The 11,796-nt window shown below is 67.6% G+C and carries 12 protein-coding genes; 5 read left to right on the forward strand and 7 right to left on the reverse strand.

Features of this window, described 5'->3' with window-relative positions:
* Window positions 1-63: 63 nt before the first annotated feature.
* From clpB to arfB, 3 genes are read left to right on the forward strand one after another with little or no spacing between them, the layout of a single operon-like run.
* Window positions 64-2,685, forward strand: a complete 2,622-nt coding sequence (gene clpB / locus GNX71_RS10675) for an ATP-dependent chaperone ClpB (RefSeq protein ID WP_206178281.1) — start codon at window positions 64-66, stop codon at window positions 2,683-2,685.
* A gap of 6 nt (window positions 2,686-2,691) precedes the next feature.
* Window positions 2,692-3,036: a hypothetical protein gene (locus tag GNX71_RS10680; protein WP_206178282.1), complete on the forward strand. Its 345-nt coding sequence runs from the start codon at window positions 2,692-2,694 to the stop codon at window positions 3,034-3,036.
* Between the two features lie 46 nt (window positions 3,037-3,082).
* Window positions 3,083-3,490 carry an alternative ribosome rescue aminoacyl-tRNA hydrolase ArfB gene (gene arfB, locus GNX71_RS10685; RefSeq protein ID WP_206178283.1) on the forward strand — a complete coding sequence of 136 codons (408 nt, stop codon included), beginning with the start codon at window positions 3,083-3,085 and terminating at the stop codon, window positions 3,488-3,490.
* On the opposite strand, the gene GNX71_RS10690 is transcribed toward arfB, so the two are convergent.
* Complete coding sequence (locus GNX71_RS10690; RefSeq protein WP_206178284.1) at window positions 3,459-3,986, reverse strand: hypothetical protein; 528 nt, start codon at window positions 3,984-3,986, stop codon at window positions 3,459-3,461. The two genes, arfB and GNX71_RS10690, sit on opposite strands and share 32 nt — an antisense overlap.
* Before the next feature lie 128 nt (window positions 3,987-4,114).
* On the opposite strand from GNX71_RS10690, the gene GNX71_RS10695 reads away from it, so the two are divergent.
* Entirely contained in the window at window positions 4,115-4,693 is a 579-nt protein-coding gene (locus GNX71_RS10695) for a DUF3299 domain-containing protein (protein ID WP_206178285.1), read from the forward strand.
* 9 nt (window positions 4,694-4,702) lie between these two features.
* On the opposite strand, the gene GNX71_RS10700 is transcribed toward GNX71_RS10695, so the two are convergent.
* The 4 genes from GNX71_RS10700 to GNX71_RS10715 form a co-directional block, all read right to left on the reverse strand.
* The gene (locus GNX71_RS10700; protein WP_206178286.1) at window positions 4,703-5,596 is read right to left on the reverse strand and encodes a LysR family transcriptional regulator; all 894 of its coding nucleotides are present in this window, start codon (window positions 5,594-5,596) and stop codon (window positions 4,703-4,705) included.
* A 10-nt stretch (window positions 5,597-5,606) separates the two neighbouring features.
* Window positions 5,607-7,325 (reverse strand): SulP family inorganic anion transporter, encoded by a 1,719-nt coding sequence (locus tag GNX71_RS10705; RefSeq protein WP_206178287.1) that lies wholly within the window; start codon window positions 7,323-7,325, stop codon window positions 5,607-5,609.
* 82 nt (window positions 7,326-7,407) lie between these two features.
* Window positions 7,408-7,836 (reverse strand): DUF2501 domain-containing protein, encoded by a 429-nt coding sequence (locus tag GNX71_RS10710; protein ID WP_206178288.1) that lies wholly within the window; start codon window positions 7,834-7,836, stop codon window positions 7,408-7,410.
* Between the two features lie 93 nt (window positions 7,837-7,929).
* Entirely contained in the window at window positions 7,930-9,282 is a 1,353-nt protein-coding gene (locus GNX71_RS10715) for a M20/M25/M40 family metallo-hydrolase (protein WP_206178289.1), read from the reverse strand.
* 129 nt (window positions 9,283-9,411) lie between these two features.
* Here GNX71_RS10715 and GNX71_RS10720 point away from each other — a divergent pair, with 129 nt between their 5' ends.
* Window positions 9,412-10,320 carry a LysR substrate-binding domain-containing protein gene (locus tag GNX71_RS10720; protein WP_206178290.1) on the forward strand — a complete coding sequence of 303 codons (909 nt, stop codon included), beginning with the start codon at window positions 9,412-9,414 and terminating at the stop codon, window positions 10,318-10,320.
* Here GNX71_RS10720 and GNX71_RS10725 read toward each other — a convergent pair.
* Together GNX71_RS10725 and GNX71_RS10730 are read right to left on the reverse strand one after the other, a co-directional pair.
* Complete coding sequence (locus GNX71_RS10725) at window positions 10,317-11,531, reverse strand: beta-ketoacyl-[acyl-carrier-protein] synthase family protein (protein ID WP_206178291.1); 1,215 nt, start codon at window positions 11,529-11,531, stop codon at window positions 10,317-10,319. The two genes, GNX71_RS10720 and GNX71_RS10725, sit on opposite strands and share 4 nt — an antisense overlap.
* Complete coding sequence (locus tag GNX71_RS10730) at window positions 11,528-11,770, reverse strand: acyl carrier protein (RefSeq protein ID WP_093434167.1); 243 nt, start codon at window positions 11,768-11,770, stop codon at window positions 11,528-11,530. The genes GNX71_RS10725 and GNX71_RS10730 overlap by 4 nt, the downstream gene beginning before the upstream one ends.
* Between the last annotated feature and the right edge of the window lie 26 nt (window positions 11,771-11,796).

An 11,796-nucleotide genomic window follows, 5' to 3' on the forward strand; every position in this document is an offset into this window, starting at 1 on the left:
AGGCCCGATTTGCAACCTTGAATCGTGCCCGAACGGCCCTATTTTGGATGCAGGAATACCACCATGCGACAAGACAAACTCACCACCAAATTTCAGGAAGCGCTGAGCGACGCGCAGACGCTGGCGCTCGGCAACGACAACGCCTACATCGAACCGGCCCACCTGCTGGTCGCGATGCTGCGTCAGGACGACGGCCCGCGCGCGCTGCTGGAGCGGGCCGGCGTCAATGCGCCGGGTCTCTTGCAGGCGGCCGAGGCTGCCATCAAGAAACTGCCGCAGGTGCAGGGCCACGACATCGTGCAGGTCGGCCCCGACCTGGGCAAGCTGCTGCAGGCCACCGAGAAGGAGGCCATCAAGCGCAATGACCAGTTCATCGCCGGTGAGCTCTTCCTTCTGGCCGTGGCGGACAGCAAGTCCGACATCGGCAAGATCGCGAAAGAAAACGGCTTGAGCCGCAAGTCGCTCGAGTCGGCCATCGACGCCGTGCGCGGCGGGCAGGGCGTGAACAGCGCCGATGCCGAAGGCCAGCGTGAAGCGCTCAAGAAATACACCATGGACCTGACCGAGCGCGCGCGCCTCGGCAAGCTCGACCCGGTCATCGGCCGCGACGAGGAAATCCGCCGTGCCATCCAGGTGCTGCAACGCCGCACCAAGAACAACCCCGTGCTCATCGGCGAACCCGGCGTGGGCAAGACCGCCATCGTCGAAGGCCTCGCGCAGCGCATCGTCGCGGGCGAGGTGCCCGATTCGCTCAAGGGCAAGCGCGTGCTGTCGCTCGACATGGCTTCGCTGCTGGCCGGCGCCAAGTTCCGCGGCGAATTCGAGGAGCGCCTGAAGACCGTGCTCAACGAACTTGCGAAGGACGAAGGCCAGACCATCGTCTTCATCGACGAACTGCACACCATGGTCGGCGCCGGCAAGGCCGAGGGCGCGATGGACGCGGGCAACATGCTCAAGCCCGCGCTCGCGCGCGGCGAGCTGCACTGCGTGGGCGCCACCACGCTGGACGAATACCGCAAGTACATCGAGAAAGATGCGGCCCTGGAGCGCCGCTTCCAGAAGATCATCGTGGGCGAGCCGTCGGTCGAAGCGACCATCGCGATCCTGCGCGGCCTGCAGGAAAAGTACGAAGTGCACCACGGCGTGCAGATCACCGACCCGGCCATCGTGGCCGCGGCCGAGTTGAGTGACCGCTACATCACCGACCGCTTCCTGCCCGACAAGGCCATCGACCTGATCGACGAGGCTGCGGCCAAGATCAAGATCGAGATGGACTCCAAGCCGGAGGTGATGGACCGTCTCGACCGCCGCCTGATCCAGCTGCAGATCGAGCGCGAAGCCGTGCGTCGCGAGAAGGACGAGGCCTCGCAGAAGCGCTTCAACCTCATCGAGGACGAGATCGCCAAGCTGCAGAAGGAGATCGCCGACTACGACGAGATCTGGCAGGCCGAGAAGGCCCAGGCCCAGGGCAGCGCGCACATCCGCGAGGAAATCGAGAAGCTCAAGACCGAGATCAAGGAATGGGAGCGCAAGGGCGACTTCAACAAGTTGGCCGAGCTCCAATACGGCCAGCTGCCCGCGCTCGAGAAGCGCCTGAAGGAAGCCGAGGCCAGCGAGGCGAGCAAGGGCAAGTCCAGCGCGCCCACGCTGCTGCGCACCCAGGTCGGCGCGGAAGAAATCGCCGAAGTCGTGGCGCGCGCCACCGGCATCCCGGTCGCCAAGCTGATGCAGGGTGAGCGCGACAAGCTGCTCGTGATGGAAGACAAGCTGCATGAGCGCGTGGTCGGCCAGGACGAGGCCATCGGTGCGGTCGCGAATGCGATCCGCCGTTCGCGCTCGGGCCTGTCCGATCCGAACCGCCCCACGGGCTCGTTCCTGTTCCTCGGCCCAACGGGCGTGGGCAAGACCGAGCTGTGCAAGGCGCTCGCGGGCTTCCTGTTCGACAGCGAAGACCACCTGATCCGCATCGACATGAGCGAGTTCATGGAGAAGCATTCGGTCGCCCGCCTCATCGGCGCGCCGCCGGGCTACGTGGGCTACGAAGAGGGCGGCTACCTCACCGAGGCCGTGCGCCGCAAGCCCTACAGCGTGGTGCTGCTCGACGAGGTCGAGAAGGCGCACCCCGATGTCTTCAACGTGCTGCTGCAGGTGCTCGACGATGGGCGCCTCACCGACGGCCAGGGCCGCACCGTGGACTTCAAGAACACGGTGATCGTGATGACGAGCAACATCGGCTCGCCCATCATCCAGGCCATGGTGGGCAAGCCTTCCGAGGAGATCAAGGAAGCGGTGTGGGACGAGCTGAAGAACTACTTCCGCCCCGAGTTCCTGAACCGCATCGACGAAACGGTCGTGTTCCATGCGCTCGACGCGAAGAACATCGAATCGATCGCCGCGATCCAGCTGAAGGTGCTCAAGGCCCGTCTCGCGAAGATGGACCTGGGCCTGGAGGTGTCGCCCGCGGCGCTGGCCGAGATCGCCAAGGTCGGCTTCGATCCGGTGTTCGGTGCGCGGCCGTTGAAGCGTGCGATCCAGCAGCGCATCGAGAACCCGCTCTCGCGGCTGTTGCTCGATGGCAGCTTCGGGCCGAAGGACACGATCGAGGTCAACACCGACCCGATCCAGTCGCCGGGCCAGTTCTCGTTCACCAAGGGCGGGGAACCAACGGCGGCTGCTTCGGCCTAAAGTCGGATGATGAACTTCATTCTTCGCGTCATTCTTCTGCTTCTGGGGCTGGTGTTCGCGGCCAGCCTGGCCGTCGCGGTCATGCTGCTGGCGGCCGTGTGGGGCGTGCGCTACGCCTGGGGACGTCTCACGGGCAAGCCCGTGACGCCATGGATGGCTTCGATGGGCGGGCGCTTCAATCCGCGCTCGGGCTTCGACCGGTTTCGCAATGCGGCAAATCCGGCCGAGCCCACCGCCGCCGACGTGGCCAGCGCCCGTGCGCGCGGTGAGTCGGTGCGCAGCCCGGAGCGCATCCGCGGCAGCGCGAGCGACGTGACCGACGTCTCGCCGAAATCGGTCTCTCGCGGTTGATCCTCCTTCGCCGTCGTCGAACGCGTTTGAAGGCACACTCGCCTTCATGCTCCGCCCACCCCTCCTGATCGATCCCGACGAAGTCGAGATCAGCGCCATCCGGGCGCAGGGCGCGGGCGGTCAGAACGTCAACAAGGTGTCCAGCGCGGTGCACCTGCGCTACGACATCCCCGCAAGCTCATTGCCCGCCGATGTGAAAGAGCGGCTGCTCGCACTGCGCGACAGCCGCATCACGCAGGAAGGCGTCTTCGTGCTCAAGGCGCAGCAGCACCGCACGCAGGAGATGAACCGCGCCGATGCGCTCGTGCGCCTGCAGGCGGTGGTAGACACCGTCGCCACGCCGCCGCGCGTGCGGCGCGCCACCAAGCCCACCTACGGTTCGAAGCAGCGCCGGCTCGAAGGCAAGAGCCAGCGCGCGCAGATCAAGAACCTGCGCGGACCTGTGCGGGACTGACCGGCTTGTCGCCGCGCAGCCGCTTGATCTGCAGCGTCACGCCGACCAGGTACAGCGCGCCGAGCACCGCGGTGATCGCCTTGAGTTCGGGCGCCTCGGCGCTCGGCAGCAGCGGCGCCCCCAGCGGCAGGCGGGTCAGGGTTTCGGTGAAGGCCGGAATCCAGTGGAAGAGAAAGCTGGCCGAATAGGCAATGGCCTCGATGTAGCGCGAGTTCTTGCCGAGGCTGCTCCGGCCGGCCAGCGCGCCCACCGCGAGCGCAACCAGCGTGAGAATGCCCAGCGCATGCGGCTTGCCGAAACCGCCGTGCTGGAAGATGCCGAAGCCGGTCAGGCAGGTGAGCACCGTGGTCCAGACGAAAACCTGGCCCCATCCGGTGCGCAGGGTGATTTCCTTGTAGCGCAGCAGGGCGACGATCCCCGCAAAGACGGCGATCAGGCTGATCGCGGTGTGAACCAAGCCGAGGGACGTGAGTCCCAGCCATCCTGTAGCTGCCATGCGGATCTCCTCGAAATCGTGGTGCGGCATTCTGGCGCGTGGTCATCCATTTGTGTGAATTGCGACGAATTGAATGCCAAAGACCCTGCTTTACGGGAATGAAACATCTCCCAAGCAAAATCGTGGTCATGAGAAGGTTCTTTTCGCCCGCCGTGCTGTCGGCGTTTCTCCTGGCGGCCGCCGCTGCGCTGCTGGCCGGCTGCGGTCCTGGCTCCGCGGCGGCGAGCGCGAACCTGGCTTCGGCCCCGGAACTCAAGTGGGACGAGCTCATCCCCAAGAGCTGGGACCCGACCAAGCGCTACCGCAACATCAGCCTGGAGGCGCTGCGCGACAACGACCCGCGCGCGATCCAGATGCTCGACGAGATGCGCGCCGTCTGGGACAACGCGCCGGTCAACGTGGCGCTCGACGGCACCGCGGCCAAGCTCGCGGGTTTTGTGGTGCCGCTCGACAGCACCCAGGACGGCATCCGCGAATTCCTGCTGGTGCCGTACTTCGGCGCCTGCATCCACACCCCGCCGCCGCCCGCCAACCAGATCGTGCACGTGATCGCCGACCAGGCCTTCAAGGGCCTGCACGCAATGGACACGGTCAAGGTCAGCGGCATCCTGAAGGCGGCGCGCTACGCCTCGGCGGACATGGGCGTGAGCGGGTACGAGATCAAGTCGGCGGCGGTGGAGCGCTTCGTTTCGGCCCAGCCGAAATAAGCGCCCGCATCAAGTCATGCGCTGCGACAGGAAATCCAGAAACGAAGTGATCCGCGCCGACAGCTGCGTGTTGCGGTAATACACCGCGTTCACCGGCTGGCGCACGTCCACCGTTTCCTTCGCCAGCACCTGCACCAGCGCGCCGCTCGCGCGGTCGGCGCTGGTCATGAAATCCGCAAGACACACGATGCCCGCGCCGGCGAGCGCGAGCTGGCGCAGCGTTTCGCCGCTCGATGCGGCGAGCGTGGGCACGATGGGCCATTCGTCGCCGTGGATGCCGTTCTCGCCGCGCAGCGGCCAGCGGTTGAGCGACTCGGGCTGGGTGAAACCCAGCAGCGCGTGATCGGCAAGATCCGTCACCTTGCGCGGCTTGCCGTGCGCCTCCAGGTACGCCGGGCTCGCAAGCACGCGCAGGCGGTGCGAGCCGAGCGGCCGTGCATGCAGCGTGGAGTCGCGCAGCGGGCCGATGCGGATCGCGATGTCGGTGCGGCGCTCCAGGAGGTCGATGGGCAGGTCGTCGGTGTCCAGCTCCAGGCTGATCTGCGGATAGAGCTTCCGGAACTCGGGCACCAGCGGCACGATGGCATGCAGCATGAACGGCGAGGCGGCGTTCACGCGCAGCCGCCCGGCCGGTTGCTCGCGGCGCGCGGCCATCTGCTCTTCGGCGTCGTCGATGGCATCGAGGATCGCGCGGGTGCGCTGCAGGAAGGCCGCGCCTTCCTCGGTGAGTTCCAGGCGCCGCGTGGTGCGGCGCATCAGCGTGGTGTCGAGCTTCTGCTCGAGCCGGCTGAGCGCGCGGCTGATGCCCGAGACCGTGTGCCCGAGCTGCTCGGCCGCGGCGGTGATCGAGCCGGTATCCACCACCGTGCGGAACGCGACGAGTTCTTCGATGGTGGTTTTCATGGGGCCGGGCTCAGCCTGCGGTTTCGGCTTCCGTGGGCACGTCGATCCGCGGCATCAGCGCAGCCAGTGCTTCGCCGTCGGTGCGGTAGCTGAAGAGCATCGGGCCGGGGGCGAGCAGGCCGGCGCGTTCGAGCACCTGCATCGCCGGCAACTTCATGCCGCTCAGGTGCAATCGCACGCCCTTGGATTCCATCATCCGGCGGATCGAGCCGAACACCTCGGCGCCGGTGATGTCGATGCGGTTGATGGGCTGCGCGAAGAGGCACACGTCGGTGAGGTCGGGGCGGTCGGCCAGTGCGACGGTGAGCGCACGTTCGAGCGTGGAGGCGGAGGCGAAGTCGAGTTCGGCGTCCATGCGCAGCGCATAGAGCTGCGGCGCGAGCGGCGGCAGCTTCCAGAGGTTGCGGTCGCGCAGGCTGCCGTCAGGATGCAGGCCCACTTCGATGATGCGCGGATGCAGGTGGCGGTACATGTAGTGCGCCATGCTCGCGAGCAGGCCGCCGAGCACGCCCCAGTAGATGCTGGGTGCGGTCGCGATGGTCAGCACGAAGGTGCCGAAGGCAATGCCCGCCTCGATGCGCGAGATGCGCCACAGCGCCGTGAAGCTCGCGGGCTTCACCAGCCCGAGGATGGCCGTGACCACCACGGCCGCCAGCACCGCCTGCGGCACGTGGTACAGCAGCGGCATCAGCCACAGCAGCGCACCGGCCACCACCACCACGCTGAAGAGCGTCGCCCAGCCGGTCTGCGCGCCCGCATAGAGCGTGATGGCCGAGCGCGAGAACGACGAGCTGGTCGGAAACGCGCCCGTGAAGCCCGAGGCCAGCTTGGCCAGGCCCTGGCCGATCAGGTCCTGGTTTTCGTTCCACAGCGTGCCGGCGCGCGCGTTGTCGACCTTGGCGCTGGAGGCGGTTTCCAGGAAGCTCACCAGCGTGATCATCAATGCGGGCAGCACCAGCGCGCTGAAGGTGCCCAAGGGGAGCAGGCCGGGCCAGTAGAACGAGGGCAGCCCAGAAGGCAGGCTGCCGACCACAGCGCCGCCACGCAGCGCGTAGTTGATGCCCCAGCTGATGGCGGCCGCGCCGGCCACCAGCGCCATCGTGGTCGGAAAGCGCGGCATGAACCGCTTGCCCAGCCACAGCACCGCGATGCTGCCGAGGCCGAAGGCGATGGCGGTCAGGTCGGGCAGCGGCCCGCCCTGCAGCACCTGGGGAATCGTGCGCCCGGTAAAGCCCAGAAGCGACGGCAGTTGCGAGATCGCGATCAGCACCGCCGCGCCCTGCGTGAAGCCGATCAGCACCGGTGAATTGACGAGCCGCAGCAGCCAGCCGAAGCGTCCCGCGCCGAGCACGATCTGGATCGCACCGGACATCAGCGTGAGCCACACCGCCATCGCCACCCACTCGGCGCTGCCCGCCACCGCGAGCGGCGCGAGCGAGGCGCCGACCAGCAGGCTGGTGAGCGCCGTCGGCCCGACCGACAGCCGCTGCGACGAACTGAACATCACCGCGATCAGCGCGGGAAACAGCGCCGCGTACACGCCGGTCACCAGCGGCATGCCGGCCAGCGCCGCATACGCCACGCCTTGCGGAATGACCATCAGCGCCACGGTGATGCCGGCCATCGCCTCGCTGCGCAGCAGCGCCGCGGAAGGGCGGGGCCATGCAAGACAGGGAACCCAGCGCGCGAGGCGCTGGCGCAGGGAAGAGGGGGAGGCAGCCGGAGTCATGAAGTCGTTACGCGCGCACGGGGAGAAACAGGCAAGCACATGCGCGGTGCGCCGCGCGGGGGCAAGACGGGAAGCTGTCGGGTCAGATCAGTGAAGTGGCGTTCTTCAGGACGTAGTCGCAGGCCTTTTCCTTCACCTTGGACGACAGGATCTTCATGTTGAGCGTCTTGCCGTCGCCGCCCTTCAACAAACCCTTCGCGCCGCTTTCGAAGTTTTTTTCCTGCTGCTTCTGGCCGGTGATCTTGGCCAGCAGCTTGTCTTTCACCGAGGCCGCATCGCCGCCGAGGTAGTTGTTCTTCACGCAGTACTGCAGCACGCCGGCGGCACTGCCGATGCTGCTGGAGCCGATCGCGGGCATCTTGAAGCCGAGGTTGCCGAGCGCGGAGCTGCCGCCTTGCGAGCTGGCGGCCGCGCCGGCCTTTTCCTTCAGTTGGTCGAGCAGGTCGTTGGCCTGCGCCGAGGCGCCTGCGGCGAGCAGGGCCAGGGCAATGAGTGTGGAGCGTGCATGCATGGTGGTCTCCTTGGAAGGCAATGGGAGAGAAGCGTCCACCAGCATACCGGAGAGTCCCCGTCATTTCCGGGGACATGGCTCGCGAGGCTCGCCCTAGTTCTTGCGCGGCGCGCGCTTCTCCAGCAGCGGCTCGCTCGTGCCCTGCACGCCGACCAGCCCCAGCACCGTGACGAGCGAGTTCTGCGCACCCTTCCAGCCATCGGTCACGTCGATCCATTCCGACAGCGCGTGGAAGCCCCCCGTCTTGCCGCCGGCACCGATGATGATCGCCGGGATGCCCAGCGACATCGGCACGTTGGCGTCGGTGCTTGCGCCCGTCAGCAGGGTCTTGTGGCCGAAGGCGCTGTTCGCGCGCGTGGCGGCCTCGACGATCACCGTGTCCGACTGCGTGCGGCCGCCGGGCCGGTCGCCGATCAGCTTGCGGCTCGCGCTCAGTGTGGTCACGTTCCAGCGCTTGTTCTCTTCCTCGACCGCTTCGTCGATGGCCGCGAGGATCTTCTTCTCGGTCTCCAGCAGCGGTGCCATTTCGTCGGAACGGATGTCGATGGCCATGCGCGCATCGGGTGCGATGGTGTTCACCGAGGTGCCGCCGCCCACGGTGCCTACGGTGAAGGTGGTCTTGGGGAACGTGGGCGTGCGCACGTCGGCGATCTTGGCGATCGCGCGGCCCATGCCGTGGATCGCGCTGGGCACCTGGCCGAAGGCACCGAAGCTGTGGCCGCCCGGGCCCTTGAAGGTGACCTCGTAGCGGTGGCTGCCCGTGCCCAGCATCAGCACCGTGCCGTCAGGGGCCGGTTCGAGGCCGACCATGCCGTCGATGTCCAGGTTGTCGCGAAAGATCGCCTTGATGCCGCGCAGGTTGCCCAGCTCTTCCTCGCCGACGTTGCCGACGATCAGGAGGTCGCCCACGGTCTGGACCTTGTCGTCGTTCAGCACCTTGAGCCACGACAGCAGGACGGCGAGACCGCGTGTGTCGTCGGAGATGCCGGGGGCGTAGAGCTTGCCGTCGCGCTCCTTCACCTTCACGTCGGTGCCGGCGGGGAACACCGTGTCCAGATGCGCGGAGATCAGGAGTTTGGGGCCATTGCCCGTGCCCTTGCGCAGGCCGACCACGTTGCCCTCTGCATCGATCTTCGCGTCGGTCAGGCCGAGGGCCTTCATGCGCGCGAGGAAGGCTTGGGCGCGTTTCTGTTCCTTGAACGGGGGCGCTTCGATCTCCGTGAGCATCTTCAGGTCTTCGACCGAGCGCTCGTGATCGGCCTTCACCGCATCGAGCAGCTTCTGGATCGCGGGTGCTGCCATCAGCTGCGTGTAGGCCTTGTCGATCTCGGGGCGGACCTGCGCGGGCGTGGCCGCGACGGCGGTGTTCTGGGCCTGGGCGATGCAGGCGGCGCAAGCCAGGGCGAGGACGATCGGGGCAAGGCGGAATGACGCGGAGCGAGGCATGACGGTGGGGTGTCCTTGAAGGTGAAGAGGTGCGCCAGCGGCGTGGCGCCGTCAGCAATTCTTATGGTCAAGTGACGCGCTTGCTCTGGTTTAATCTTTGGCCTTGTCAGTTTTTCTTACGAGCCCGCCATGCGCCGCCATATTCCGAGCACCCGTGCGTTGCTGATCTTCGATGCGGTGGCCCGCCATCATGGCGTGGGCAAGGCGGCCGAGGAGCTGTGCCTCACGCACAGCGCGGTGAGCCAGCAGCTGCGGCTCCTCGAATCGCAGATCGGCGTGCGGCTGGTGCAGCGCACCGCGCGCGGCACCGAGCTCACCGACGCCGGGCGCCGCTACCACGGCCAGATCGCAGGCGACCTGATGCGGCTGCAGAACCACACGCTCGAAGCGATGGCACAGCGCGTCGACGGTCTGCGGCTGATCGTCGGCGCGGTGCCCGTGCTGGCGGAGGGCTGGCTCACGCCGCTGCTGCCGCAATTCATCGCGCGGCATCCCGGATGCAGCCTGCACCTGCAGGTGTTTCCCACCGACCTCTACATGGCCGACATGCCGTTCGACGTGGGCGTGCAGTACGACGACGCGGTGTGGCCCGGCGCCGATGCGCGGCCGTTGATGGGCGAGTTCTGCGTGGCGGTGTGCGCCCCGCGCGCGAAGGGCCGGACCGCGATGGCGCGCGGCGATTTCCGCGCTGCGCCGCTGCTCCAGCTGCGCACGCGCATGGGCGCGTGGGAGGAATGGTTCGCGCAGACGCCGCATGCGCAGCCGCCCGAGAGCCTGGTAACGGGGCACCGCTTCGATCTGTTCTCTTCGCTGGTGGCCGCGGTGCGCGCGGATCTCGGCGTGGGGCTGGTGCCGCTGTACTACGTGGAGCGCGAGCTGCGTTCGGGCGAGTTGCAACTCGCATGCGCGCACCGGGCGCCGTCTAGCCGCGGCTACAGCGTGTTCATGGCGCCGAACCGGACGGCCGATCCGCTGGCGGAGGCTTTCGTGGCGTGGCTCTGCGAGGCGGGGGCCGCGTCGCAGCCGGCACAGGCTTAATCAGCGCGGCGGAAAAGCAGCACCGAATTCGTGCCGCCGAAGGCGAAGGAATTGCTCATCGCCGCTTCGAGCGCCGGTGCGGCAGTGTCGTCCTGCATCACGAGGTTCATGCTGCAGGCCGGATCGATCTCGCTGCAGTTCGCATTGGGCGGCAGCTGCCGACGATGCAGCGCGAGCACCGTGATGAGCGCCTCGATGGCGCCCGCCGCGCCGAGCATGTGGCCGTGCAACGCCTTGGTCGAGCTGACGCGCAGGTCGTTGAAATCATCGCCCCACACCTCCGCGAGTGCATTGCGTTCGACCACGTCGCCGATGCGCGTGGCCGTGCCGTGCGCGTTGCAGTAGCCCACGTCGCGCGGCTGCAGGCCGGCCAGCCGCAGCGCTTGGCGCAACGCGCGCGCCTGACCGGGGGCGTCCGGCTTGGTGAGATGGGTGGCATCGCTGCTCAGGCCCCAGCCGGCCAGCGTGGCGTAGCTGCGTGCGCCGCGGCGGCGTGCGCGCTCGGCGGATTCGAGCACCAGGAAGGCTGCGCCTTCGCCAAGCGCGAAGCCGCTGCGGTCGCTCGCGAACGGCCGCACCGCGCCGGCCGCTTCGCCGGGCTGGAAGGTGGCCAGCGTCTGCATCGCCTGCCAGGCCAGCACCACACCCGGCACGATCAGCGCCTCGCTGCCGCCGGCAATGGCGATGTCGACTTCGCCGCGCTGGATCGCCTTGGCTGCTTCGGCGATGGCCACCGACGAGGACGCGCAGGCGACGGAATAGGTGAGTACCGGGCCGAGCACACCGTTGCGCATCGCCACGTGGGCCGCGGGCGCGTTGGGCATGAAGGCCGGAATGGTGAGCGGCGACACGCGACCATTGCCGCGGTAGGCCGCCTCGAGCGCGGCCGCGCCGCCCATGCCGCAGCCGGCGTAGACGCCGACGCGTTCAAGGTCGACATCGGCCAGGGGCTTGTTCGCATCGCGCAGCGCAAGGTCGGCCGCGGCCATCGCGAGCTGGCTGACACGGTCGACGCCCGCGAGCTGGAGCTTGGTGAACCAGCGCGTCTCGTCGAAGGCCACCGTGGCGGCGGCGGCCGGCTTGGGCAATTCGGGAAAGACGGGTTGGATGGCCGAGCGGCCCTGCAGCAGCGCCTCGAACAGCGCGCCGGGCTCGTCGCCATGGGGCGCCATGACGCCCAGCCCGGTGACGGCAACCTCGTGGTGGTTCACGCGACCTTCGCGGCCCGGACCTTGTCGACCAGCTGCGCGAGCTCGGCCAGGGTGTCGATGCTCGCGTCCTCGTCGGGCATGGTGATGCCGAAGTGGTCTTCGATGGCAAAGAGGAATTCGGCCAGCGCCAGCGAATCGAGACCGCCGGTTTCGCGCATCGAGGCGTTGGGGTCGAGTTTCGACGGCTCGATGCCGTACTTCTCGTGAATCAGGTCCTGCAATTCCTTCAGCGAACTCATCGTGCGATGCCTGTCGTCTTGTGCCG

This window comes from Variovorax sp. RKNM96 (genome assembly GCF_017161115.1).
In the GTDB taxonomy this organism is placed as follows: Bacteria; Pseudomonadota; Gammaproteobacteria; order Burkholderiales; family Burkholderiaceae_C; genus Variovorax.